This is a genomic window from Acidovorax sp. 94 (genome assembly GCF_003634645.1).
In the GTDB taxonomy this organism is placed as follows: Bacteria; Pseudomonadota; Gammaproteobacteria; order Burkholderiales; family Burkholderiaceae_C; genus Acidovorax; species Acidovorax facilis.
In genome coordinates this window covers 3,356,028-3,379,511 of sequence record NZ_RBJA01000001.1, presented here as the reverse complement: position 1 = coordinate 3,379,511, position 23,484 = coordinate 3,356,028, and the positions used below count along the sequence as shown (strand labels likewise).

General features: G+C 66.1%; 21 protein-coding genes. 8 read left to right on the top strand and 13 right to left on the bottom strand.

Going from position 1 to position 23,484, the window contains the following annotated elements; genetic code table 11:
- Positions 1-32: 32 nt before the first annotated feature.
- The 4 genes from C8C94_RS15525 to tgt form a co-directional block, all read right to left on the bottom strand.
- Positions 33-602 carry a LuxR C-terminal-related transcriptional regulator gene (locus tag C8C94_RS15525; RefSeq protein ID WP_055392918.1) on the bottom strand — a complete coding sequence of 190 codons (570 nt, stop codon included), beginning with the start codon at positions 600-602 and terminating at the stop codon, positions 33-35.
- A gap of 54 nt (positions 603-656) precedes the next feature.
- A complete protein-coding gene (locus C8C94_RS15520) occupies positions 657-1,793 on the bottom strand; it encodes a diguanylate cyclase (protein ID WP_233573487.1) in 1,137 nt (378 codons plus the stop codon).
- 111 nt (positions 1,794-1,904) lie between these two features.
- Positions 1,905-2,381, bottom strand: coding sequence for a hypothetical protein (locus C8C94_RS15515; RefSeq protein ID WP_233573486.1), 477 nt, complete (start codon positions 2,379-2,381; stop codon positions 1,905-1,907).
- A gap of 109 nt (positions 2,382-2,490) precedes the next feature.
- Entirely contained in the window at positions 2,491-3,663 is a 1,173-nt protein-coding gene (gene tgt / locus C8C94_RS15510; RefSeq protein ID WP_121422898.1) for a tRNA guanosine(34) transglycosylase Tgt, read from the bottom strand.
- 109 nt (positions 3,664-3,772) lie between these two features.
- Between tgt and C8C94_RS15505 the strand changes: the two genes are divergently transcribed.
- Entirely contained in the window at positions 3,773-4,252 is a 480-nt protein-coding gene (locus C8C94_RS15505; RefSeq protein ID WP_121421354.1) for a universal stress protein, read from the top strand.
- Between the two features lie 70 nt (positions 4,253-4,322).
- Here the strand turns inward: C8C94_RS15505 and C8C94_RS15500 are convergent, their stop codons facing one another.
- The 4 genes from C8C94_RS15500 to C8C94_RS15485 all read right to left on the bottom strand — a co-directional run bounded on the left by C8C94_RS15500 (position 4,323) and on the right by C8C94_RS15485 (position 8,897).
- Complete coding sequence (locus tag C8C94_RS15500) at positions 4,323-4,709, bottom strand: hypothetical protein (protein WP_055392926.1); 387 nt, start codon at positions 4,707-4,709, stop codon at positions 4,323-4,325.
- Positions 4,710-5,077: 368 nt separating this feature from the next.
- Positions 5,078-6,277 (bottom strand): phospholipase A, encoded by a 1,200-nt coding sequence (locus C8C94_RS15495; RefSeq protein ID WP_121421353.1) that lies wholly within the window; start codon positions 6,275-6,277, stop codon positions 5,078-5,080.
- A complete protein-coding gene (locus tag C8C94_RS15490) occupies positions 6,274-6,627 on the bottom strand; it encodes a hypothetical protein (RefSeq protein ID WP_233573485.1) in 354 nt (117 codons plus the stop codon). The genes C8C94_RS15495 and C8C94_RS15490 overlap by 4 nt, the downstream gene beginning before the upstream one ends.
- Positions 6,628-6,806: 179 nt before the next feature.
- Entirely contained in the window at positions 6,807-8,897 is a 2,091-nt protein-coding gene (locus C8C94_RS15485; protein ID WP_121421351.1) for an ATP-dependent helicase, read from the bottom strand.
- A gap of 333 nt (positions 8,898-9,230) precedes the next feature.
- Between C8C94_RS15485 and C8C94_RS15480 the strand changes: the two genes are divergently transcribed.
- Both C8C94_RS15480 and C8C94_RS15475 read left to right on the top strand, forming a co-directional pair.
- Positions 9,231-10,511, top strand: coding sequence for an ABC transporter substrate-binding protein (locus C8C94_RS15480; RefSeq protein WP_121421350.1), 1,281 nt, complete (start codon positions 9,231-9,233; stop codon positions 10,509-10,511).
- 141 nt (positions 10,512-10,652) lie between these two features.
- Positions 10,653-11,606: an AEC family transporter gene (locus C8C94_RS15475; RefSeq protein WP_121421349.1), complete on the top strand. Its 954-nt coding sequence runs from the start codon at positions 10,653-10,655 to the stop codon at positions 11,604-11,606.
- Positions 11,607-11,686: 80 nt separating this feature from the next.
- Here C8C94_RS15475 and C8C94_RS15470 read toward each other — a convergent pair whose 3' ends face one another.
- A complete protein-coding gene (locus tag C8C94_RS15470; protein WP_121421348.1) occupies positions 11,687-12,415 on the bottom strand; it encodes a hypothetical protein in 729 nt (242 codons plus the stop codon).
- A gap of 315 nt (positions 12,416-12,730) precedes the next feature.
- Here C8C94_RS15470 and C8C94_RS15465 point away from each other — a divergent pair, with 315 nt between their 5' ends.
- From C8C94_RS15465 to C8C94_RS15455, 3 genes are all read left to right on the top strand, one after another.
- Entirely contained in the window at positions 12,731-13,141 is a 411-nt protein-coding gene (locus tag C8C94_RS15465) for a DUF2141 domain-containing protein (RefSeq protein WP_121421347.1), read from the top strand.
- A gap of 18 nt (positions 13,142-13,159) precedes the next feature.
- Entirely contained in the window at positions 13,160-14,677 is a 1,518-nt protein-coding gene (locus C8C94_RS15460; RefSeq protein ID WP_121421346.1) for a carotenoid oxygenase family protein, read from the top strand.
- A 146-nt stretch (positions 14,678-14,823) separates the two neighbouring features.
- Positions 14,824-15,387, top strand: a complete 564-nt coding sequence (locus C8C94_RS15455) for a midcut-by-XrtH protein (protein ID WP_121421345.1) — start codon at positions 14,824-14,826, stop codon at positions 15,385-15,387.
- A gap of 6 nt (positions 15,388-15,393) precedes the next feature.
- Here the strand turns inward: C8C94_RS15455 and priA are convergent, their stop codons facing one another.
- Positions 15,394-17,532 carry a primosomal protein N' gene (priA, locus tag C8C94_RS15450; protein WP_121421344.1) on the bottom strand — a complete coding sequence of 713 codons (2,139 nt, stop codon included), beginning with the start codon at positions 17,530-17,532 and terminating at the stop codon, positions 15,394-15,396.
- An 846-nt stretch (positions 17,533-18,378) separates the two neighbouring features.
- On the opposite strand from priA, the gene C8C94_RS15445 reads away from it, so the two are divergent.
- On the top strand, positions 18,379-18,840 hold the full coding sequence (locus tag C8C94_RS15445) for an NADH-quinone oxidoreductase subunit B family protein (protein ID WP_370449768.1): 462 nt from the start codon (positions 18,379-18,381) through the stop codon (positions 18,838-18,840).
- A gap of 26 nt (positions 18,841-18,866) precedes the next feature.
- On the opposite strand, the gene C8C94_RS15440 is transcribed toward C8C94_RS15445, so the two are convergent.
- From C8C94_RS15440 to C8C94_RS15425, 3 genes are all read right to left on the bottom strand, one after another.
- On the bottom strand, positions 18,867-19,751 hold the full coding sequence (locus C8C94_RS15440) for a helix-turn-helix domain-containing protein (protein WP_121421343.1): 885 nt from the start codon (positions 19,749-19,751) through the stop codon (positions 18,867-18,869).
- A gap of 51 nt (positions 19,752-19,802) precedes the next feature.
- Positions 19,803-20,915 carry a uroporphyrinogen decarboxylase gene (gene hemE / locus C8C94_RS15435; RefSeq protein ID WP_055398944.1) on the bottom strand — a complete coding sequence of 371 codons (1,113 nt, stop codon included), beginning with the start codon at positions 20,913-20,915 and terminating at the stop codon, positions 19,803-19,805.
- Between the two features lie 156 nt (positions 20,916-21,071).
- Positions 21,072-22,655 (bottom strand): MFS transporter, encoded by a 1,584-nt coding sequence (locus C8C94_RS15425; RefSeq protein ID WP_121421341.1) that lies wholly within the window; start codon positions 22,653-22,655, stop codon positions 21,072-21,074.
- A gap of 227 nt (positions 22,656-22,882) precedes the next feature.
- Here C8C94_RS15425 and C8C94_RS25480 point away from each other — a divergent pair, with 227 nt between their 5' ends.
- Positions 22,883-23,470, top strand: a complete 588-nt coding sequence (locus C8C94_RS25480; RefSeq protein ID WP_147433267.1) for a hypothetical protein — start codon at positions 22,883-22,885, stop codon at positions 23,468-23,470.
- Positions 23,471-23,484 lie beyond the last annotated feature (14 nt).

Below are 23,484 nucleotides of genomic sequence, written 5' to 3'. Positions count from 1 at the left end.
TTGATGATTGCCTGTGAGATCGTTGCCAGCTCTCAGGTGTTGCCCAGCAGCAGCGCCACCAGCTCCCCCGTGCTGCTGGCCCCCAGCTTGCGCATGAGCCGCGCGCGGTGGGCGTCCACCGTGCGGTGGCTGATGTCCAGGTAGCGCCCGATCTGCTTGCTGGTGGCGCCGGTGACGATGTGCTGGGCGATTTCGCGCTCGCGCAGGGTCAGCGGCGTGCTCACGGGGCGGCGGTGCGAGATGTCCTCGAACATCCACACCGCCCGTGCAAACGGGTCCGACCGGTCCAGTGCCCGGCCCACCACGTGGCACCAGAACAGCGAACCATCGCGCCGTCGCATGATGCGCTCATCCGCATAACTTCCCGACGCCTTCATCGCCTGCAGGCCCAGGTGGCCCGTGTGGGTGAACTCTTCGAACGAGGGGTACAGCGGCGCCAGCGGCTGGCCCAGCAGCTCGGCCTGCTCGTGGCCGAACATGTGGGCAAAGGCGTCGTTGCAGATCTCGATGCTGCGCTCGCGCGTTACGCACATGCCCACCGGGGCCAGGTTAAAGGCCAGCTCCAGCGCTTCGTTCAGGGCGGCATAGGGCGGTGCGGGCATGGGGTGGGATTCTGCCGCAGGTCAGCGGCGCGGCTCGGGTGAGAAGGACCGGTTTCAGGCAGTGCGCTCGTGCGTTGTCACCACGCGGTTGCGGCCCGCGCGCTTGGCGTCGTACAGCGCCCGGTCGGCCGCAGCCAGCCAGTCGGCCCAGGTTCCGCCGGCGGAGGTCACGCAGGCCAGTCCAATGCTCACGGTGACGGGGATGTCCTCGCCCAGCTCGGACAGCCGGATCTGCTGCACGGCCCCGCACAGGCGCTGGGCGATGGCGCTTGCAGCACTGGCGCTGGCGTCCGGCAGGTAGACCAGGAACTCTTCACCTCCCATGCGGGCCAGCAGGTCCGAATCGCGCAGCTGGTGGCGAAGCGCGTCGGCCGTGGCGACCAGCACGCGGTCGCCCGCCGCATGGCCGAAGCGATCATTGATGTGCTTGAAGTGGTCCAGGTCGAGCTGCGCGATGGCGCTGCCCACGGGTAGCCGCGCGGGCAGCATGGACATGACCCAGCGCCGGTTGCCCACGCCCGTGAGCGTGTCGGTCTGCGCCACTTTTTCCAGGCGCACTTCGGCGCGCTCGTTGGAGAGGGACGAGACCATGAGCGCAACGCCAAAGTGGCAGAACATCTGCACGGAGAATGCCAGCGCAAAGCCCTGTGGGCTGGCGGTGTGCGTGGCGATGTACAACAGCTGCAGGGCAAAGGTGCCCGCGCTGGCCAGGAGCAGCCCGGCCAGCAGGGGACGCGATGGCAGGGGTTCGGTGCGGCGGTCGCGCCACACCTCCCAGGCTGCCGCGGTCAGTGACACTGCGGCGGTCAGGTGGAAGGCGCCTGCGCGCAGCAGGTTGTCCAGCGGAAACTGCGTGACCAGGCCCAGCACCAGCCAGCCTCCGGGAACCAGTATCAGCACCGCAGGCGGGACGCGCCTGCGGCCGCTCAGTGCCCGTGCACCTGCCCAGAAGAGGGTGTACCCCAGTGCCCCGAGCAGCAGGCTGGTGTGGCTCCAGAACCAGAGCGGCAGCATGGAATATTCACCCTGGCCTGCCAGTTCGGCACCAACGGCCAGCAGCAGGTAGGCGGCTGCCAGGGGCTTGAGCCCTTGCGGGCGGCACGAATGGCGGCTGACATGAAAAATGCTCAGCGCCCCCGCCACCAATGCGGTCTTGTAGAGCAGGAGGATGGTCGGGAGGTCAAGCTGCATACCCATGTCGCAATGCTGTGGCGGTGGGGGATGACGTTGCGGAGGGCTTTGGCGGGAGCGCATATCTTGGCAGCAAAACAGCGGCGGGCGCTACCCTGGCGCTACCCAACATTACCTGGCGCGAAGCCTGTGCCAGCGCAGCCGCCATTGCCGCCGCACCACCCGCGCCACGCGCCATGCCCACGAGGCGCGGGCGCGCTCCAGCACCGCGTGCTTGAGGCGCATCCAGTGGGCATAGGTCCAGGCAAACCAGTGCAGCTGCATCAGGGCGGGCTGGGTCAGGCTGAACAGCCGCGCCACCACGGCGGTGCCCACTACCTTGGCCAGCACGATCACCAGCATGCCCAGTACCACGTGCCCCCGGCCCACCGCCCACAGGGCCAGCAGCTTGACGGGCAGCAGCAGTGCCGTGGGCAGCAGAAACACCGCCACCGCCGCCCAGGGGGGCAGGGTGCGCACGCAGCCTTCAATCCAGCGCAGGCCGGGCCAGCGGCCGATGCGCGCCAGCAGGCGCTGCAGCGGCTCCCAACCCCATTCCTCGAACAGGATCAGCAGCGCCAGCAGCCCGCTGCCCAGGCCGGTCAGCATGCGGGCGGGCCAGCGCAGCAGGTGGTGCAGGAGATTTTGGATGATTTTGGCCTCTGGCGCTTATCTATCAAGCGCTAATAGCTATTATTTTTATAGCTATTGGTTGTGCTTACACGCCCCGTGCGCGCTCGGTCTTGAAGCGTGCACGGAATTCGGCGAACGTGCCCGCGTCCAGCGACACGCGCACCTCGCGCATCAGGTTCAGGTAGTAGTGCAGGTTGTGCACGGTGGTGAGCATGGGGCCCAGCATCTCGCCGCAGCGGTCCAGGTGGTGCAGGTAGGCGCGGCTGAAGCCCTCGCGCCCGCCATCGTCCCACGACACGCCCGAACTGCCAGCGCAAGCGTAGCAGGTGCAGCTGGTGTCCATCGGTTTGTGGTCGGCCTTGTGGCGTGCGTTGCGGATCTTCAGGTCGCCAAAGCGCGTGAACATCGTGCCGTTGCGCGCGTTGCGCGTGGGCATCACGCAGTCGAACATGTCCACGCCGTCGGCCACGCCCTGCACCAGGTCCTCGGGCGTGCCCACGCCCATCAGGTAGCGCGGCTTGTGCGCAGGCAGGCGGTGGGGCGTGTGGGCCATGATGTCCAGCATCTCGTCCTTGGGCTCGCCCACGCTCACGCCGCCCACGGCGTAGCCGGGGAAGTCCATCTCGACCAGGTGCTCCAGTGATTCCTGGCGCAGGTTCTTGAACATGCCGCCCTGCACGATGCCAAAGAGCGCGTTGGGGTTCTGCAGCCGCTCGAATTCATCGCGCGAGCGCTTGGCCCAGCGCAGGCTCATTTCCATGCTCTTGCGCGCCTCGGCCTCGGTGGTCTTGTGGCCCTTGGTTTCGTAGGGCGTGCACTCGTCGAGTTGCATGACGATGTCGGAGTTGAGCGTGGTCTGGATCTGCATGCTCACCTCGGGCGACATGAAGAGCTTGTCGCCGTTCACGGGGCTGGCAAAGGTCACGCCTTCTTCGGTGATCTTGCGCATGGCCCCCAGGCTCCAGACCTGGAAACCACCCGAGTCGGTGAGGATGGGCTTGTCCCACTTTTCAAAGCCGTGCAGGCCGCCAAAGCTCTGCATCACATCCAGGCCCGGGCGCATCCACAGGTGGAAGGTGTTGCCCAAAATGATCTGCGCACCCATGTCGTGCAGGCTGCGGGGCATCACGCCCTTGACGGTGCCATAGGTGCCCACGGGCATGAAGATGGGGGTCTGCACCACGCCGTGGTTGAGCGTGAGCGTGCCACGGCGTGCGTGGCTGGAGGGGTCGGTTTTGAGGAGGTCGAACTGCAGCATGATGGGCGGCATTGTCCCAGACAGGCTACCCTGACCTCGCTCAAGGTTATGGACGGGTTTTCGACGAGGCCGTGGCTACACTGGACCAAGGTACTACAAGGAGAACACCATGCTCAAAATCCTCATCGCCGTGGACGGCTCCGAACTCTCCCTGGATGGCGTGCACCACGCACTGGCGCTGGTGGACCAGGGGCTCCAGGCCACCATGGTGCTGGCCAACGTGCAGGAGCCCGCCACGCTGTACGAACTGGTGACCACGCGCGACCCCGACCTGATCGCCGCCGCCAGCCTGGAGGCGGGTGACCATCTCATGGCGTCGGCGCGCGCACTGCTCGACGCGGCCGGGGTGGCTTATGAAACCGATGTGGGTGTGGGCGATGTGGCGCACACGCTGGTGGACATGATCGAGCGCTCGGGCTGCGACATGGTCATCATCGGCGCCAAGGGCCAGGGCGCCATCACCAGTGCGCTGCTGGGTTCGGTGTCGCAGGAGGTGGCGCATGCCAGCCCCGTGCCGGTGACCATCGTCAAACACGCCGAGGTGCTGGAGAACACAGACAGCGACGTGGCCGAGGACTCGGAGGCCTGAGCGCTCCCAGAAAAGAAAAGGGCCGCTGTGTGCGGCCCTGATCGGGATCTTTGAGGAAGCTCGCCTGGTTTCAGGCTGCCTTGCGAAACGGCTCCGCAGGGCGCTGCAGCTTGCCGTGGGGCAAGGTGGCCAGGCGCGAGAACATGCGGCGCACATAGCCGCGCACCCACAGGCATTTGTTGAGTTCGTCCACCGGCAGTGGGCCCGACACCACCACGATGTCGTTGGCCATGTCCTGCGCCCCAGCAGCGCGCAGGCGGCGGCGCGTGTTGTTGGCCCAGGACTGGATGCGCGTGGGGCTGCCATGCTGGTGCACTTCGCCCGTGTGCGCATCGAACGCAATGGCCACCGTGTCGGTCTTGAGCTTGAACCTGCGCTCACCCGTGACGGCACTGGGCGCCTCGCGCATGTCGTAGAGGTAGTAGCTGCCTGCCTTGAGCTGGTATTGCATGTCCATGGGTGTGTTCCTCTTTGTCGGCATTGTCGAGGGCGCACGGTGCGGGCAATGGCAGGTAAAACGGTGGGAAAGGGGCTCTTTTTGAACGCCTCTCACAGATGGCCACGCCGGTTTCTGTGCGCGTGCCATTGTGGCGGCCTGTCGGCGCCGTCACACAAAACTTGAGGACGATGTCGTAACGAGTTGTGAACAATCCAGCGCGGAGTTCGCTGCGCTTTGCCTTGTGCGCAGCCTGTGAGACTGGCGCAGCCCCAGGCGCGGGCAGCCGAGCAAGGGCCGCCCTGCAGCGAGGGCTGCGTCCCCCTTCCCGAATGGCGCAGCCATTCGAGAGAAGGGGGAAGGTGCGCAGCGCCTCAGGGGGATGGACTCTAGAAGTCCACCAGACTCAACCCCACGCTGAACACCGTGCGTTTGCGGTTGTAGTCGATCATGCTGTCGCCGTAGCCGCTGAACAGCTGCGTGTGCAGGCGCAGGTTGCTCTTGTTGCCAAACAGGCCCGTGCCCACGGTCTGCAGCCATTCCAGGCGGACCGAGCCCCGGTCGCTGCTCGACAGCGAGTGGCGCAGCGTGGCGCCCACCGTGTTCTCCTTGTTGACGTTCCAGAATGCCGACAGCTCACCCCGCCCGATGTAGTCACTGATGCCGGGGTTGTCGTCGCTGCCCGAGCTTTCGGGGATGCGCTTCCAGATGCGCGCGTTTACGCTGACGCTGTTGCCCAGCTCCATGCCCGTCATCAGGTAGGCGCGATTCCAGCTGCGCGACAGGGGCTTGCTCTGGCCGTTGGACTGGTGCACCAGTCCGATGCCGCTGTAGCGCCACTTCCAGCCAAACGGCAGTTGTGCCGTGGTGGGGTAGACATACATGACCTCGGGCTCGTGGTCGGTGGCGCGGAAGGGGCGCGAGATCTCGGGGGTGAACAGCTGCCAGTACGACTGCTGGGAGTAGCCGAACCACACCGAGTCCTTGAGCGTGGGATGTCCCTGGGTCAGCAGCCCTTGCGCAACCTTGGTACGCACCGACAGCTGGATGCGGTTCTCGGTGCGGCGGTAGGGCGTGGACTCGGTGGCCGAATGGTCGGCTGCATCCGACGTGGGCTGGCGGTTCACATTGCTTGACGCCACCACCGACACGGTGATGGGCCGGTAGCCCCGGAAGCTGAAGGTGCCGCAGTCGCTGCCCGACTCCAGTTCCCAGAAGCGCGAGAGGTCGCTGTACTGCGGATCGCGGCAGCCCTCGGTGCGGGCCACGTCAATCACACGGGTGGCGGGTAGCGTGGTGTCCACCGGGGGCGGCACGTCTGTCGAGGCCGACGCCGTGGCGCCAGGCGCGTTCCAGCCTTGCTGGTCGGTGGCCCACTGGTCAAAGCAGGCCAGGCGCGCCTGATTGTCACTGGACAGGGCGGCGCAGCGGCGCCAGGCAGCGTCGCCGCTCGGGGTGGCCGAGCCGCCAGCAGGCGGGGTCTGCGCCAGCGCGGCGCCGGCAGGCGCCAGCGCAGCGGCCACCAGCAGGGCCAGCGTGCCACGCCGGTGGCCGCCGCTGCGGCGAGGTGAGGCTGGCGCGGCCGTCATTGCCAGCCCACCTGCTTGCGCAGCACAAAAGGAGCCGAGGGGGCCGAAGGGGTGGGGTTGGCGTCGTTCCATGTTCCGCGTATTTCCTTGCCGCAACTTCCATCGACCACCTGGCCTGTCCAGGTGGCGCTGATGTTCGTGCCGTTGATCGATTCTTCCAGGGTCAGGTCGCCGCCATCGACGTCGCCGCTGACCTGCGCCGTGGCGCCATTTCTTTGCACGGTGCCACGCACGCTCTGTGCCAGCTCGGGATGCGGGCCCAGTTGCAGTGTGGCGGTGGCGCCAGGTGCATCCGGGGATGCGCCCTGCAGTTGGGCCAGCCAGCGCCCTTGCAGGTGCTGGTGGTCCATGTCTGCCGCCGACGGGCATGCTGCCGTGGATTTTGGGTCATTTTGGCTACTGGCGCTTGTAGGATAAGCGCTGATAGCTATCAAAACAAAAGCAACTGCCAACAGCGGCGTGTGTCGGTGGATGTCGGGCGCCATGGGTGGAGTGCGTTGTGGTGGGTGCCGTGGCTGCGGTGGGGCGCTCATTCCGGGGTGGCGGCTGCGGCTGCAGTGGCTGCGGAGGTGGCCTGGGCCTTGGCCGCAAATTCGGCGCGCAATGCCTTGAGCTTCTCGCGCGGATCTTCGCGGGCGGTGGTCTTGTCCAAGCCCATTTCGGCAATGAAGCGGCTGGGCTGCGCGGCCACCATCTCGCGGCCCTTCTTGCGCCGCTTGGTCCAGCTCACGGCCAGGGTGCGCTGGGCGCGGGTGATGCCCACGTACATCAGGCGGCGCTCTTCCTGCAGGCGCTGCAGCGTGTCGTCGCTCACCTTCTGCTGGCGGCCTTCGTCGTCGTCGAGCTTGAAGGGCAGCATGCCCTCGGTCACGCCCACCAGCACCACGTGGGGCCACTCCAGCCCCTTGCTGGCGTGCAGGGTCGAGAGCGTGACCATGTCCTGCTCCTGCTCGCGCTCACTGATGGTGGAGAGCAGCGCAATGGTCTGCGACACCTCCAGCAGGCTCTTGGTCTCCTTGGCCACCACGGCACCGGCCGTATCGTCAATCTGCCCGCCTGCGCGCTGGGCCATCCAGTCGCAGAACTCCATCACGTTGCTCCAGCGGGCGGCCGCCACCTTCTCGCTGTCTTCGTTGTCGTACAGGTGCTGCTCGTAGCCAATTTCCTTGAGCCATTCGTTCAGAAAGGCGCGGGCCTCTTCGGCGCCATGGGTGCGGCGGGCGCTGTACTCCAGGTAATTGATGTAGCGGCCGAATTCGTGCAGGCCGTCCATGGCACGCTTGGGCACTGCCGCTGGCAGCATGCCGTTGAACAGCGCGCCGAACATGCTCTGCTTGTGCTGCGTGGCAAACGCGCCCAGAGCCGCCAGCGTGGTGTGGCCGATGCCGCGCTTGGGCGTGGTGATGGCGCGCAGAAACGCCGGGTCATCGTCGTTGTTGATCCAGAGGCGAAACCAGGCGCACAGGTCCTTGATTTCGGCGCGGTCGAAAAAGCTGGTGCCGCCCGACACCTTGTACGGAATATTGGCCTTGCGCAGCGCCTTCTCGAACGGCTTGGCCTGGTGGTTGGCGCGGTACAGGATGGCGAAGCTCTTCCAGTCCGGCGGCGGGTTGCTGGCCGCGCGCAGGCTCTGGATGCGGGCCACGGCGCGCTCGGCTTCGTGTTCTTCGCTGTCGGCGTCCACCACGCGCACCGGTTCGCCCTCGCCCAGTTCGCTGAACAGGGTTTTAGGGAACAGCTTGGGGTTGGGCCCGATCACGTTGTTGGCCGCGCGCAGGATGGCGCTGGTGGAGCGGTAGTTCTGCTCCAGCTTGATGACCTTGAGGTGGGGGTAGTCCACCGGCAACTTCTTGAGGTTGTCCAGCGTCGCGCCGCGCCAGCCGTAGATGGACTGGTCGTCGTCGCCCACGGCGGTGAAGTGCCCCTTTTCGCCCACCAGCAGCTTGAGCAGCTCGTACTGCGTGGCGTTGGTGTCCTGGTACTCGTCCACCAGCACATGGCCCAGGGCCGCCTGCCACTTGGCACGCACCTCCGGGAAGTCGCGCAGCAGCCGCAGCGGCATGCCGATCAGGTCGTCAAAGTCCACGCTCTGGTAGGCCGCCAGGCGCTCTTCATACCGGGCCATCAGCGTGGCGATGATGCGTTCGTTGTCGTCCGCCGCCTGGGCCAGCGCCTGCTCGGAGGTCAGGCCCATATTCTTCCACTTGCTGATCACCCACTGCCACTGGCGCGCGGTGGCCATGTCGGTGGTGCCGCCCGAGGCTTCCTTAAGGATGCCCGTTACGTCATCGGCGTCGAGGATGCTGAACTGGGGTTTGAGGCCCAGCACATGGCCGTCCTCGCGCACCATGCGCACGCCCAGGGCATGGAAGGTGCACACCAGCACATCCTTGGCGCGTCGGCCGATCAGGCCCTTGGCGCGCTCGCGCATTTCGGCGGCAGCCTTGTTCGTGAAGGTGATGGCCGCAATGCGCTTGGGGTCCATGCCCTTTTCGATCATGTGGGCGATCTTCATGGTGATCACCCGCGTCTTGCCCGAGCCCGCCCCGGCCAGCACGAGGCAAGCCCCGTCGGTGTAGTGGACAGCCTGGAGCTGGGCGAGATTGAGACCGGCAGACATGGGAGGGAGGGCAGCAGAGCAGCGGGGAGCGGTACAGGGAGGGCGGGTGTGGGCGGCGCATGCCCAGGGGCGGGTGGTGGCGCGGCCGGGTCAGGCCGCGCAAGGGCGCAATGATACCGGCGCGGTCCGGCAGCCTGTCTAGCCCGTGCCCAGTCGGGGTGGACCGCGTGTGCCGGGCGGGCGGCTGACAGGCCCCTGACGGGTGGGCGCCACTAGCACCTGGCGGGCCGGACGCTCCGGGAAACCCCGCTAGGGGCTTTGTTTTCACAATTTGATACTCGCAGGCCAGTGCATCTCTTGCCGGGATGCTGGTGTAGAGAACCGAGCCCCGCCATGAACCCCACTGACCAGCCCTCCACCGCTCAGACCGCCGCACCGGGCATCCCGGACGCACGCCGCCGCTGTGTGCACCTTCGCGCATGGAGCGCTGTGGTGGCATCCGGTGTACTGGCCTGCACAGCCCTGCTGCCGGCACAGGCCCAGATCGGCAGCACCGTGCCTGTGCGCGTGGGAGTCGTGGGGCCGTTCACCGGGCCATCGGCCGATTTTGGCGTGCCCATGCTCAACGGCATCAAGCTGGCGGTGGACGAAATCAATGCCGTGGGCGGCTATCTGGGCCGCCCGCTGGAACTGGTCATCAAGGACGACACGGCCGACCCCGACCAGGGGCGTAAGGTGTCGCAAGAGCTTCTCAATGAAAAAGTGGTCGCCACCATCGGCTTTTGCAACACCGGCGTGGCGCTCAAGGCCATCGACCTGTTCCAGGGCGCCTCCAGCCCCCTCATCGTGCCCTGCGCCACGGGCACTGCCGTGACGGCCAAATACCCCGCGCCCGACAGCTACATCTTCCGCGTGCAGGCGCGCGACGCGATCCAGGCGCCCTTCCTGGTGGACGACATCGTCAAGCGCGGCTGGGACAAGGTCGCCATCTTTGCCGACAAGACTGGCTATGGCGAAGGCGGCTACAACGACGTGGTGGCCGCGCTGGCGGCCAAAAACCTCAAGCCCGTGCATGTGGCGCGTTTTGACCTGGGGGTGAAGGACCTCACGGCCGAGCTGACCGCCGCGCGCAACGCGGGCGCCAACGTGGTCTACAGCTACACCGTGGGGCCGGAAAACGCCACCATCGCCAACGGCAAGAAGGCCCTGGGCTGGAAGGTGCCGCAGGTGGGGCCGTGGCCACTGTCCTTCCCCTTCTTCCTCGAAGGCGCCAAGGACGCGGCCGAGGGCGCGCTCATGGTGCAGACCTTCATCGCCGAGCCCAGCAACGAGCGCCGTGCATCGTTCCTGTCGAGCTACACCCGCAAGTACCACGGCAAGGTGGCCGTGCCCATGGCAGCGGCCAACGCCTACGACGCCACCTACCTGCTGATGTATTCCTTCCTCGGCATCCGCGACGGCAACCTCACCGGCAAAGCCATCAAGGAGTCGCTGGAGGGCAAGATGAAGACCTACTACGGCGTGGTCACCACCTACGACAAGCCCTTCAGCGTGCAGGACAAGGACGCGATCACGCGCAACATGCTGGTCATGGGCATGGTCAAGAACGGCGCCATCACCTTCGCCTACCCCGAAGACGCCAAGCGCAACCTGATCATCCAGCGCAAGCAGTGAAGTGGATGCGCCTTCAACCGCAACGCTGGCTGGAGATCCTTGCCGTGCATTCGCCATGGGTGATGGCCCCCACCTGACTTTGCGCTGACCACACCGGGCGCCGCAGACCCCGGCCGCAGGCGCAGCAAGGACAATGGGACCGTGCTCTCCGTCCTTCTCATCACCTTCCCCTTCTTTGCGCTGGTGCTCTGCGGCTATCTCGCCGCCCGGCGCGGAGTGCTTCCCCAGCCGGCCATCCCGGGGCTCAACGCCTTCGTGCTGTACTTTGCACTGCCCTGCATGCTGTACCGCTTTGGCGCGAGCACACCCATCGCCCAGCTGTTGGACCCGGCCGTGGCGGGCGTGTATGTGCTCTGTGCGCTGGTGATGGTGGGCGCCACGGTGGTGCTCACGCGCAAGGCGCACATCGGCTGGAACGACGCAGCCTTTGGCGCGCTGGTGGCCGCTTTTCCCAACACCGGCTTCATGGGCGTGCCGCTGCTGGTCGCACTGCTGGGGGCGCAAAGCGCGGGCCCTGCCATCGTCACCATCGTGGTGGACATGGTCATCACCAGCTCGCTGTGTATTGCGCTCTCGCGCCTGGATGGTGCGGGCACCCACGGCGTGGGGGTGGCGCTGAAGAACGCCTTCAAGGGCATGGCGACCAATCCCATGCCCTGGTCGATCGCGCTGGGCGCACTGGCCTCGGCCCTGCAGTTCAAGCTGCCCGGCCCGGTCGACAAGACCATCGCCATGCTGGCCGACGCGGCCTCGCCTGTGGCGCTGTTCACCATCGGTGCCGTGCTGGCGCGTTCCCAGATGAACCAGCACGAGCAGGTGCCCGCGCGCGACTATGTGCCGGTGGCGCTGGCCAAGCTCCTGGTGCACCCGCTTCTGGTGTGGGGCGTGGGCACGGCGGCCATGGCGATGGGGGTGCCGCTCACGCCCTTTGCGCTCACGGTGATGGTGCTGCTGGCGGCGCTGCCCAGCGCCAGCAACGTGTCCCTGCTGGCCGAGAAGTTCGGCGCCAACAATGGGCGTGTGGCGCGGATCATTCTGGTGTCCACGGCGCTGGCGTTTCTGAGCTTTTCAGCGGCGGTGGCGTTGCTGACCTGATTGCTATATTTATGATAGCTATTGGCGCTTTTCTATAAAGCGCTGGCGGCCCAAAATGCTTGAATTTTTGGCGCTGCCTTCTACCCGCGCCGCATTCCCGGGCCGCGCCGCATCCAGGCGCCGGTCGCCAGCAGCCCCAGGCAAAGCACCACCAGCGCCCAAGGCGAGTTGACGGGGATGTTGCTGGATGCCACTTCTTCGAGTACCAGATCGTCGTGGTAGCCCGCCGCGTCGAAGGTGAAGAAGCTGCCGGTTTTGAGTGCGATGGTCACCTGGCTGGAGGTCGCCGTAAAGGTGCCGTCAAAGGGCTCCCACTGGAACTGGAAGACGCCGTTGAGCGCGAGGTTCGACACGTCGCGCCGGGCAATCAGCGTGTCCAGCGGGCCGGGCGCCGCGTCGATGGTGGCTGCGCCCACGGCGCCGTCGTAGGCCACCACCTCCCACCAGGTGGCGTTGCCACCGGCATTGCCCGTGACGCCCCCCGACCAAGCGCCGCGCAGCCGGTACACCCGCCCGGGGGTGACCGCCACGGTCTGGAACAGGCCCCCGTGTGCATTGCCCGCGCCACTGCCTTTTTTCTGCGCGTGGGACATTCCGGCGCCTTCGAACGGGCACTGGGTGGGCACCCAGATATCGCAGTCGTTGCTGTGTATCCAGGTGCCGTCCCAGAAGCCCGGCGGCGCCGTCCAGGTACTCCAGCCAGCCAGGCCAGCCTCGAAGTTGCCGTTGGTGAGCAGGTTCTGGGCGCGCACGGCGGTTCCCCCCGCCAGGAGGAGCAGCAAGATCAGGGCACGAACAATGGCTGTCATTGGTAGGGCTTTCTGAAAGTCGAGGGGGAGCAGGGGGACGGTGCGCGGGGCGCCATGCCCGCCAATACCGAGCTGCAAAGAGGCGCAGTATCTGGGCCGATCCCCCCGGATGCAAGTTTTATCGGGCAGGCGGGCAGCGCAAGCTGGGCCGACCGGGCTGCCTTACCAGGCCGGTGTGCCTCACGCCGACGGGTTGCAGGTCACGCCACGTTTTGTGCATTTCGTCGCAAATGTCTCGCGGGGCCTGGGCGGGCTGGGCACAGTGCGGGTCGGTCTGGGCGTGTCCCAGCTTGCCCCCCCACAGAAAGCCCCTTCATGAAAAAACTGATTCTCTCCCTGGCCGCGCTGACCACCCTGGCTGCACACGCTGCCGACCTGCGCATTGAAGTCACCGTGCCTGCGCAAAAGCAGGGCGCCGTGCTGGCCGCACTGTTTGACAACAGCGAGGGCTTCCCGCGCGGCAAGCCGCTGCAGGTGGCTACGGCCCAGCCGGGCGATGGGAAGGCTGTGGTGCAGTTTGTGGGCCTGCCCGAAGGTGACTACGCCGTTTCGGTGTTTCTGGACGAGAACGCCAACATGAAACTCGACGCCAATGTGTTTGGCGTGCCGACCGAGTTATACGGCTTCAGCCGCAATGCGCGCAGCGCGCTGGGCCCACCGCAGTTCGCCGACGCGGCCTTCCGCGTGGGTGCCGATGTCAGCCCCCAGGCCATCGAACTCAAGTAAGCCAGTCAGGAGCCCGCGATGACCCACCCCCATCCACCGCGCCGCGCTGTTCTGGCAACCCTGGGCGCCAGCCTGCTGCCCACGCTGAGCCACAGCGCCGATGCGCCCCATGCCTGGCGCAGCAGTTACACCCCCTACAACGGGCCTTTGAAGGCGCCGCTCGCCAGTGGCCCGCTGCCCGTGAGGGGGCGCTGGCCCGCTGCCCTGCAGGGCACGCTGTACCGCATTGGCCCGGCCCGGCGCGAGCTCGGCGGCGTGGCCATGAACCACTGGTTTGACGGCGACGGAATGCTGCAGGCGTTTCGTTTTGAGGGCGGCAACCTATCAACGGCCACGTCGCCCCGGGTTTCGCACCGAGGCACCCTGCTGGCCACCCCCAAGCTCACAGCGGAAGAGGCCGCCGGTCGGCTGCTGTACTCGGGTTTTGCCACCACGCTGCCCAACTCGCCCCCGCTCAGCGGGCCGGACGACGTCAACCCTGCCAACATCAATCTGCTGGCCCTGCCCGCGCGCAAGGAGCTTTTTGCGCTGTGGGAAGCGGGTTCGGCCCTGGCGGTGGACCCGGTTACGCTGCAGGCCCAGGGGTTCAAGGCCTGGTCGCCCGAGACCCGGGGCGCGCCCTTCTCGGCCCACCCGCGCGTGGCGCCGGATGGCACGGTGTGGAATTTTGGCTACGTGCCGGGCTCGGGGAAGCTGCTGGTGTACGACATTGCACCGACTGGGCAGTTGCGCCGCCAGCATGTCCTGACCACGGAACAAGCAGACATGGTTCACGACTTCGCCATCACCGAGCGGCACTTGGTGTTCCTGCTCATGCCGCTGAAGTTCAACGGACAGCCCGGTGCCGGCAGCCCGCTGCCGCACTACCGCTGGGAAGGCAAGGCGCCGCTGGTGGTGTTGTTGGTCGGCAAGGCGGACTTCAAGGTCCAGCGCTTTGAGTTGCCCGCCACCGGCCTGTTCCACCTGGCCAATGCCTGGGAAGAGGGTGGCACGGTGCAGGTGCGGTTTGTGGCGCAGCCCGACATCCTGACCGCGCTGCGCCATCTGAACGTCGATGCCCCCCGCAGCACCTCGGTAGCGGCTGCGACGCAGTGGGCGCACATCACGCTCAACCCGTCCACCGGCCAGGCGCGGCTGGAGACACCGGGGCTTGCCCACGTGGAGTTCCCGCGCATCCACCCGGCTCGCAACGGGCTGCCCACGCGCTTCACCACCTTGCTGGCGCGCAGCCCGGGCATGGACGCGCATGTGCAGGGCTTTGACACGGTGCTCACGCTGCAGGGCGACAAAAAACCGCAGCGCCATCGGTACGGCGCGGGCTGGATTGCAGAGGAGCATGTTTACATCCCCGCCAGCACCACCGCGCCCGAGGGCCGGGGTTGGGTGCTGGGCACCGCCTACCACTGGCCGACGGAGCGCACGACGCTGTCCGTGTTCGACGCCCAGGCGGTGAGTGCCGGGCCGGTGGCCAGCGTCACGCTGCCCTATGGCCTGCCGCTGGGGCTGCACGGGCAGTTTGTGGCTGCTGGAGCTTGATCAAGGTACTGGCTCTTGGCCAGCCCGGTGGCTGGCGCCAGTGATCAGGACTGGGCAGGCGGTCACGGTCCGCGCATGGCAATAACTTTCTTGCCGATTCAGTAATCCCTTGTAACACTTTTGGTTTTGCGCAAAGGGATTTCAGAATGAAGCAAGTGATGTTGGGTGCGCGGGGTAGTGTCGTCGCGATGGTGGGATTGCTGGTGGCGCAGGGCGCAGCCGCGCAATCCATGGGTGGCGTGGCTTACGCGCCCCTGGCGGCCTCGAACGTGCCGACGGTATCTGAATGGGGGCTGATTTGCCTGGCGGGATTGCTGGCCCTGGCGGCCTATCACGCGATGCGGACCCAGGGCAGCCGTGCGCTGAAGGTCTGGACAACCGGGCTGCTGGTTTGCGGAGCGCTCTCAGCGAGCCTTTGGAATCACCCCGCCATTGCGACCCCCGCGCCGGTGGAGATCGCCTTTGACCAGGCCACAGGCGGCGTGGCCAACATTCCCCACAGCACCGATCTTTTCTTTGGGGATTTGTTTCATATCTATACCGCCCAGAACCTGACCGACCGCGCGCAGCGGGTGACCGGCGTCAGCGTCATACCCGGACTGGTTGTGCTCCCTCCCACGGGCTTCACGCCGGAATGCACCGTGGGCTTGGTGCTGCAGCCCAACGAAGTCTGTTACATCAAGGTCTACAACGACAGTCTGCCTGGTTGACCGGCGTCATATCGCGAGCGGGTCCACATCCACCAGCCACCGTATCAGCCCCTTGTGCTCGGGCTGGCTGCGGGTGGTTTGCAGCACCGGCTGCCACGCGGCCAGAAAGCGCTGCAGGGTGGCGCGGCTGCTGCTTTCCATGAGCATCTGGGCGCGTTCCACATTGGCCACACGCTGGATGGTCAGCGGCACGGGCGGGAACAGGATGACCGTGCCATCGGGCAGCCCTGGCAGCTGCGCGGCGCGGGCGGCGGCGGTGGCTGCTGACAGAAAACCCTGCGCCACCTCCTGCGTGCGGGCATCGGCCCGCACCAGCGCCTGGTACGAGAACGGCGGCATGGCGGCTTCCTCGCGCTCCTTGAGCTGCTGGGCGGCAAAAGCCTCGTAGTCGTGCGTGCGCAGCGCCTCGAACACGGCATGTTTGGGGTGAAAACTCTGCACCCACATCTCGGGCTGCGTGCCATGCACCGCTTGTGCGGCCATGTAGGCCGCATCGCGCCCAGCCCGGCCTGCGGCCTGCATGAGCAGCGCAAACAGCCGCTCGGCCGCGCGGAAGTCGCTGCTGAACAGTGCGCCATCGGGCTGCACCGCGGCCACCAGCGTGATGCGCCGAAAGTCGTGCCCCTTGGCGATCATCTGCGTGCCCACCAGCACATCCACCTCGCCCGAGTGCACCTGCGCCAGCTGCGCCTCCAGCGCACCCTTGGCCTTGGTGGTGTCGGCGTCGATGCGGGCAATGCGCGCGGGCGTGCGGTCGGGCCGCAGCACCTCGGACAGCAGGGCGCCCAGTTGTTCTTCGAGCTGCTCGGTGCCCCGGCCCATGGGGTGAATGTCGGGGCTGCCACAGGTGGGGCAGTGGTAGGGCACGCGCACGGTGTAGCCGCAGTGGTGGCAGCGCAGGGTGCGGTCGGTCTTGTGGAAGACCTGGTGCGCGCTGCAGTGCGGGCAGTCGCTTTTCCAGCCGCAGTCCACGCAGTGCAGCACGGGGGCGTAGCCCCGGCGATTCAGCAGCACCATGCTTTGTTCGCCGCGCGCCACGCGTTCGGTGATGGCCTGCAGCAGCGGCGCGCTGAACACTGTGCGCCGAGGCTGCTGGTTCATGTCCACCCGGCGCACACGCGCCAGGGCCCCGGCACCGATGCGGCTGGGCATGTGCAGCCGCACATAGCGGCCGCCTTCGGGGTCGTCGGCAGTGGCGGGGCGGCTGGCGTACCAGCTCTCCAGCGACGGTGTGGCCGAGCCCAGAATGACCTTGGCGCCCTGCTCGCGCCCGCGCCAGATGGCCAGATCGCGGGCCGAGTAGCGCGCGCCCTCTTGTTGCTTGTAGCTGGGGTCGTGTTCTTCATCGACCACGATGAGTTTCAGCACCGGCAGGCTGGCAAACACCGCCATGCGCGTGCCCAGCACGATGCGTGCGCTGCCGCTGTGGGCGGCCAGCCAGCTCTTGAGGCGCTGCGGGTTCGTCATGCCGCTGTGCAGCGACACCACGGCACCGGGGCCGAAGCGCGGGGCAAAGCGGCCCACAAAGCGCTCTTCGAGCTGGGGGGTCAGGTTGATCTCGGGCACCATCACCAGGGCTTGCGCGGTGGGGTCGGCCTCCAGCATCTCCTGCACGCAGCGCAGGTACACCTCGGTCTTGCCGCTGCCCGTGCTGCCAAACAGCAGGAAAGGGCCTTTTTCAGCAGAAATTCGGGCCCTGGCGCTTTCCTGTTCTGGGGTAAGTGCTATGTTTTCAATAGCATTTGAAGTGTCGCCCCCTGCCTTGGCCGGGCGGCGCAGGCGGCGGGCGAGTTGTTCGGGGCGCAGGTCGCGCAGCTGGGGCGGCAAGGCGGCCGTAGCGACCTCGCCCAGGGCACGCTGGTAGTAGCGCGCGGCAAACGCCACCAGGCGGCGCCAGGGCAGGTCCAGCGGCGCCACACCGTCGAGCACACCGGCAATCGGCCGCAGCGTGGCGCCGTCGGGCAACTCGCCGGTGGCCTCGTCGGTATCCCACACCACGCCCAGCACCTCGCGGGTGCCGAGCGGCACGCGCACCAGCGTGCCGGGCGCGAGCGGGTGCTCACTGGCGTAGCTCAGCAGATCGCCCACGCCGCTGTGCGACGGGGTGTGCAGGGCAACCTGGACGATGGTGGAGGGGGTAGGCACGGCAGAGGGCGGGTTACAGCGGCTTGTGGAGGCCGCGTGGAGGTTTAGGTGCTAAGTGCTTGATTTGATGAGAGGGGCCAAGTAATCCCGACTTTCTGTGGATAACTTTGTTGACATCCTGTCCGGACACCCTGCCAGCCCGCATGAATGCTGGCTGCGAACAGATTGCCCGGAAATGCGGCACACCAAAAAAATCGTTATGAATCAAGCATCTGAAGAAATTTCCCACGAATTTTTGTGCTAAGCCGTTGTGACGGACGTATGTTGCGCCGCATCACGGTTGGTGTGCATAAGTCGGACACGAGGGCTTCGTCAAGAGGACAGATGGCCCCCTTTTTGTGCTAGCTGTGGGGTGTCATGTTCACCCATTTCTTCGATATGGCCTGCAAGTGCTTGATTTCACAGGGTATTTGTAAGAAATCCAAAATTTCTGTGGATAACTTTGTTGATATCCCTTGGTTTTGCCCCGCAAGGCCTTGAAAATCCGTGCTTTGGCTGGATTGCCTGTCAAAAAAGCAGGGGATTTAAATCCATATAAATCAACGACTTAGCGGTTGCGCAAAGTTTTTTTACAAGTTGCCACCTGCAGTGGCTCGGGGCCGGTGGATGCTCCAATTTTGTGCATAAGTTCGCCTTGGAAGCGGGCTCGCCGGCACCTGAAGATCTTGAACAGGTTCTAAGGATTGTCGCAGGGCCTGCTGGGGCGCTGTGCGGTGGGGCTGGTGTCGTCGCAGGTCTCCGGTGATGGAGGCCGATGTCGCTTTGCTTCAAGACGGCGTGGGCCCGCGTGGCGACGATGCGGCCATGGCTAACAACTCTTCTCCTTCCCTTGCAATAGCTCCCTCCATGGAGCGCGATGGTTTTGTGCTTGCCCGGCTGGACGATGTGGTGCAGGCCGCACGCGCCAACAGCCTGTGGTTCATGACCTTTGGCCTGGCCTGCTGTGCCGTCGAGATGATGCATGCCGCCATGGCGCGCTACGACCTGGACCAGTTCGGCATCATTCCGCGCTCCAGCCCACGCCATAGCGACCTGATGATCGTGGCCGGCACGCTGACGAACAAGATGGCGCCCGCCATCCGCAAGGTCTATGACCAGATGCCCGAGCCGCGCTATGTGGTCTCGATGGGCTCGTGCGCCAACGGCGGCGGGTATTACCACTACAGCTATTCGGTGGTGCGCGGCTGCGACCGCATCGTGCCGGTGGATGTCTATGTGCCCGGTTGCCCGCCCACGGCCGAGGCGCAGCTCTACGGCATCCTGCAGCTGCAGGCCAAGATCAAGCGCCCCCGTGTGATCCAGCGGTAAAGCGGTCGCAAAGCGCGGCGGCCACTTCAACTGCGCCGCAGCAGCCAGTCGGCATCGTCACCCGGCTGCTGGGTGTGGGCCTTGAGTGCAGCAGGAGGGCGTTCGAAAAGGCTGCGCGCCTCGCGGCTGAAGTGTGCCTGGTCGGCGTAGCCGTGGCGCAGCGCTGCATCCAGCGCACCCGCATCGCCGTCGCGCATGGTCAGCAGGGCGTGTTCGGCCCGCAGCATGCGCTCGATCTCGCCAGGCCGCAGGCCTACCAGTTGCCGTGTGCGGCGCTGCAGGTGCCGGGGCGTCCAGCCGAGCGTGGTGGTCAGGGCCTGGCGTGCGCCGCGCTGCCAGTCGTGTTGCAACACCTGCAGCCAGGCGGCGTGCCGGTCTGCCACGGCGCCCCAGCGCGGGGTGAGGAAGGCCACACACAGCGCCTTGCGCGCACCATGGTCGGGCGCCGCGTGGACGGCTGCCAGGAAAGGGCGCCAATCCTCAGGCAGCCAGGCGCTCGCGTCTGTGACCTGGTCGGTCAGCGGCGCAAGGTCCTGCCCGGTGAGCAGCCCCAGCGCGCCGGGCTGGAACGCCAGGCAGAACGAATCGCCATCACGGGATGAGACCGAGTGGTACGGATGTCGGTGGGCGCCCGACAGCGTGATGGCCGGCATGGCCGCTGCGATGGTCGCGCCCGCACATTCCACGAGTTGGGCGGTGCCCCGCGTGAGCCAGATGATGCCGGGGTAGGGGCTGGGCGGCACGCGCGTGTCCGTCGGGGTGTGGGTCGGCTGGCGGCCCAGGTCGCGCCAGAAAAAGGCGCGCACGCAGTCTGCGAGCGCGCCGGGTGGGGATTGCAGGGCCGAGGCGGGCAGTGCCTGCGGGCCGGTGGGGGACTCCGCTGGCCGCGGTACGGGGTGTTCCGTTGCCATCACTTGGTCCCTGCGCGGCGTGCCGGCGGTCTGGATACCTCGCCCGGGGTGTCAGCCCTGGCGCTGCGCGCGCGAGTGGCTGTGCACAGCCTCCACCAATGCCGCCACATGCTCGGGCGGGGTGAACTGGCTGATGCCATGGCCCAGGTTGAAGATGTGGGTGGGGCCGGTGGTGCTGCGGTCGGTGTGGGGTTTGCCGAAGCTGTCGAGCACCTTGTGCACCTGCTGCACGATCTGTGCGGGCGGCGCAAACAGCACGTTGGGGTCGATGTTGCCCTGCAGCGCCTTGCCCGGGCCGCCTGCCTGGCCGCCCACGATGGCGCGGGCCTTGCCCAGGTTGGCCGTCCAGTCCAGGCCCAGCACCTCGCAGTCGATGTCCTTCATGTCTTCCAGCCAGATGCCGCCGCCCTTGGTGAAAACGATGCGCGGCACGTCGGCGCCGTCCACGCCGATGCGCTTCAATTGCGCCAGCACGCGCGTGGTGTAGGCCAGGCTGAACTCCTGGAACGCGCCGTCGGCAAGCACGCCGCCCCAGCTGTCAAAAATCATCACGGCCTGGGCTCCGGCGTCGATCTGGGCGTTCAGGTACGCGGCCACGCTGTCGGCGTTGATGGCCAGGATGCGGTGCATCAGGTCTGGCCGGGCGTACATCAGGCTCTTGACCAGGCGGTAGTCGTCTGATCCCTTGCCTTCGACCATGTAGCACGCCAGTGTCCAGGGGCTGCCCGAAAAGCCGATCAACGGTACGCGGCCGTTCAGGGCCTTGCGGATGCTGGTGACGGCGTCGAACACGTAGCGCAGTTTGTCCATATCGGGCACGGCCAGCTCGGCCACGGCGGCTTCGTCGCGCACCACTTTGGCAAAGCGCGGGCCTTCGCCCTCGGCAAACGACAGGCCCAGGCCCATGGCGTCAGGCACGGTGAGGATGTCGCTGAACAGGATGGCCGCATCGAGCGGAAAGCGCTCCAGCGGCTGCAGGGTCACTTCGGTAGCGTAGTCCACATTGGTGGCCAGGCCCATGAAGCTGCCGGCCTGGGCGCGCGTGGCCTTGTACTCCGGCAGATAGCGCCCCGCCTGGCGCATGAGCCACAGGGGCGTGTAGTCGGTGGCCTGGCGGCGGCAGGCACGCAGGAAGGTGTCGTTGGCGAGGGGGGCGAAGGTCATCCTGCGATTGTCGCAGCAGGCGGGAGTGCTCCCCCTGAGACGCTTCGCGTCTTCCCCCTCTCTCGCTGCGCGGGAGGGGGACGCACCCGGTGGCCTGGCAAAGCCAGTTCCACGGGTGCACTGGCCTCGGCCGCGCCAGTTTCAGCGCGCGGAGACTCACCTCTCCGCGATGTAGTGCGACATCCGCACGACTTCGCCCGGCGCCAGAAACGCCCGCACTTCCGTCTCGAGGGCCTGGTCGGCCATGGTGGCGCGGGCGCGCTGGTGCAGGTAGTCGGCCCAGGATTCAACGATGAAGCGCTCCACGTACCGCGAGGGTTCACCCAGGTCCTTGTACACGCGCCAGAAGGTGGCGCCGTCGCGCCTGCGCGGGGCCTTCATGCGGCTGATGGTGTCGAGGAACGCTGCATCGGTGCCGGGCGCAATGCGGTAGCCCACCTCCACAGCCACGGGGCCGGCCTCGGGCAGGGGCTCGGCCTCGATGAAGAGTTCATCCCACGGTGTGGCCTGTGTCACTTCGTGCAGCCCACCCATGCGCAGCGGCATGGGGCGTGCCAGCAGCAGCCCCACACCCATGAGCGCAGCGGCCACGTACAGCGTGGGAGCCAAGCCCACTATGTCGGATGCGGCGCCCCAGAATGCCGAGCCCATGGCAAACGCGCCCAGCGCGGCCACCATGTGCATGGCCACGGCGCGGGATCGCACCCACTGCGGGGCACTGGCCTGCGTGGCGGTGTTGAAGGTGGACATCGCCGACATCCACGCCGCGCCCGCAAACAGCATGGCGATGTAAACCACCCACGCCACCTTGGTCAGCGCTGCCACCAGCATGGCGGCAGCAAACACCACGCCGCCCACGCCTACGATGACCTCCATGCCAAAGCGCGCGCGCAGCCGCCCCAGCACCAGGCCCACGGCCACGGCCCCCGTACCCAGACAACCCATCAGCAGCCCGAAACCCTGCGCACCGGTGCCCAGCTGGCGCTGCGCAATCACCGGCAGCAGCGCCCACAGTGCCGAGCCTGCCGCGCTGAACGCCATCACGCGCACCAGCTGTGCCAGGATGATGCGTGAGTGCCAAGCAAAACGCAGGCCACTGAGCGTGCCGCCCCACAGGCGCTCGGCGGGCAGCTTGGACGGCGGGTGTGCCTTGGGCGGCCAGCGGCGGATGGACTCCCACATCACCAGCGTTGTGGTCACCGTGACGGCAAACACCCAGCCCGCACCCAGCTGCGCAAACACCAGCCCGGCCAGCGTGGGCCCCACGGCGCGTGCGGCGTTGTAGGCGATGCTCACGGCGGTGATGGCCTGGGGCCACTCGTCGCGCGGAACCGGGTCGATGACGGATGAGTTCCACGCAGGCGTCAGCACCGCCGTGCAGCAGCCACACACAAACACCAGAAACAGCACCGACGCAGGCCCGCCCCAGCCGCCCAGCACCAGCAGCGTGAGCAGTGCACAGGCGCCCACCTGTGCCATCAGCGCGCCCGATATCAGCCTGCGCCGGTCGGTGGTGTCGGCAAGTACACCGGCAGGCAGGGCCAGCAAAAACATGGGTAAAAACACGGCCGTCTGCACCAGCGCCGCCAGGAATGACGAGCCCGTCAGCTCCACCATGAGCCACGCAGCGGCCATGGTCTGCATGCCGCTGCCCACAAAAAAGATGCCACCGCAGATCCACAGGCCTCGGAAAGCGGGTTGGCGCAGGGGGCTCCACAAAGAGGTCGGGGGTGATGACATGGCGTGTGGGCAAAGAAAAAGGCGGACCAGAAGGAATGCACTGGAGCAGCCACGCCCACCGATGCGACCTTTGCCAACGCGTCCCGCCGTTGGGTGCGGCCCTGTGCAGTCAATCCCCAAAACGGGGGATGACGCTGAGGTGGGCGTTTGTTAGTATTTGTGCGTGTTGTAGCTATTTGTGTAGAGCAGTGGCAAGCCTAGGTCAATTCACCGACGGAGGAGAGGGTATGTTGAAAAAAAGCATTATTTCTTTGGGGTTTATTTGTGCGGCTGGATTTGCACATGCAGATCTCAAAAATATCAGCGCGGGCGGAGTTCATTCCGCAACCAATCTGGAGGCCATCGCTTGCACTATAGCCGGGTACGATGGGGCGTCGTACCGTGGTACCAAGGTGCTGTATATCTTTGCCGAATCGATGGGTACTGGGCGTGATCCCATGCTCAAAGTCAGCTCGCTGAAATACAACTATGTGATGCAGAACGACGACTGGGAGGAGGAATACTATGTCAATGGTTCAGCACGAACCCCTGTACCGGCGTCTTTGTATTCCAGCTTTTTGCGAATTCCTAAGCGGGCTACCGACGCGGCAGTCATCTACTTTGCAGACCCAGGGGAGGCTGTTTGTGCTTTCACCAAAGAGTATGCAAATGATGGAAACCTTTATCAGGTTCAAATTTCTATTACCGATGTCACGGCGGCCATTACGGCGGCAGGAATCCGATCTTCAGCAAACGATGCCGCTGTGGATCCAAATGGAATGCTGCGAGCTGATTTGAACCAGCTCATGGAAATTCAGGCAAATACTGAAAAATAGGAAACTGCGATTCC

What these genes read in the sequence shown, in the direction of transcription:
- C8C94_RS15525 (WP_055392918.1), bottom strand. Translation starts at nt 602, where the DNA reads ATGCCCGCACCGCCCTATGCCGCCCTGAACGAAGCGCTGGAGCTGGCC.
- C8C94_RS15520 (WP_233573487.1), bottom strand. Translation starts at nt 1,793, where the DNA reads ATGCAGCTTGACCTCCCGACCATCCTCCTGCTCTACAAGACCGCATTG.
- C8C94_RS15515 (WP_233573486.1), bottom strand. Translation starts at nt 2,381, where the DNA reads ATGCTGACCGGCCTGGGCAGCGGGCTGCTGGCGCTGCTGATCCTGTTC.
- tgt (WP_121422898.1), bottom strand. Translation starts at nt 3,663, where the DNA reads ATGCTGCAGTTCGACCTCCTCAAAACCGACCCCTCCAGCCACGCACGC.
- C8C94_RS15505 (WP_121421354.1), top strand. Translation starts at nt 3,773, where the DNA reads ATGCTCAAAATCCTCATCGCCGTGGACGGCTCCGAACTCTCCCTGGAT.
- C8C94_RS15500 (WP_055392926.1), bottom strand. Translation starts at nt 4,709, where the DNA reads ATGGACATGCAATACCAGCTCAAGGCAGGCAGCTACTACCTCTACGAC.
- C8C94_RS15495 (WP_121421353.1), bottom strand. Translation starts at nt 6,277, where the DNA reads ATGACGGCCGCGCCAGCCTCACCTCGCCGCAGCGGCGGCCACCGGCGT.
- C8C94_RS15490 (WP_233573485.1), bottom strand. Translation starts at nt 6,627, where the DNA reads ATGGACCACCAGCACCTGCAAGGGCGCTGGCTGGCCCAACTGCAGGGC.
- C8C94_RS15485 (WP_121421351.1), bottom strand. Translation starts at nt 8,897, where the DNA reads ATGTCTGCCGGTCTCAATCTCGCCCAGCTCCAGGCTGTCCACTACACC.
- C8C94_RS15480 (WP_121421350.1), top strand. Translation starts at nt 9,231, where the DNA reads ATGAACCCCACTGACCAGCCCTCCACCGCTCAGACCGCCGCACCGGGC.
- C8C94_RS15470 (WP_121421348.1), bottom strand. Translation starts at nt 12,415, where the DNA reads ATGACAGCCATTGTTCGTGCCCTGATCTTGCTGCTCCTCCTGGCGGGG.
- C8C94_RS15465 (WP_121421347.1), top strand. Translation starts at nt 12,731, where the DNA reads ATGAAAAAACTGATTCTCTCCCTGGCCGCGCTGACCACCCTGGCTGCA.
- C8C94_RS15460 (WP_121421346.1), top strand. Translation starts at nt 13,160, where the DNA reads ATGACCCACCCCCATCCACCGCGCCGCGCTGTTCTGGCAACCCTGGGC.
- C8C94_RS15455 (WP_121421345.1), top strand. Translation starts at nt 14,824, where the DNA reads ATGAAGCAAGTGATGTTGGGTGCGCGGGGTAGTGTCGTCGCGATGGTG.
- C8C94_RS15445 (WP_370449768.1), top strand. Translation starts at nt 18,379, where the DNA reads ATGGAGCGCGATGGTTTTGTGCTTGCCCGGCTGGACGATGTGGTGCAG.
- C8C94_RS15440 (WP_121421343.1), bottom strand. Translation starts at nt 19,751, where the DNA reads ATGGCAACGGAACACCCCGTACCGCGGCCAGCGGAGTCCCCCACCGGC.
- hemE (WP_055398944.1), bottom strand. Translation starts at nt 20,915, where the DNA reads ATGACCTTCGCCCCCCTCGCCAACGACACCTTCCTGCGTGCCTGCCGC.
- C8C94_RS15425 (WP_121421341.1), bottom strand. Translation starts at nt 22,655, where the DNA reads ATGTCATCACCCCCGACCTCTTTGTGGAGCCCCCTGCGCCAACCCGCT.
- C8C94_RS25480 (WP_147433267.1), top strand. Translation starts at nt 22,883, where the DNA reads ATGTTGAAAAAAAGCATTATTTCTTTGGGGTTTATTTGTGCGGCTGGA.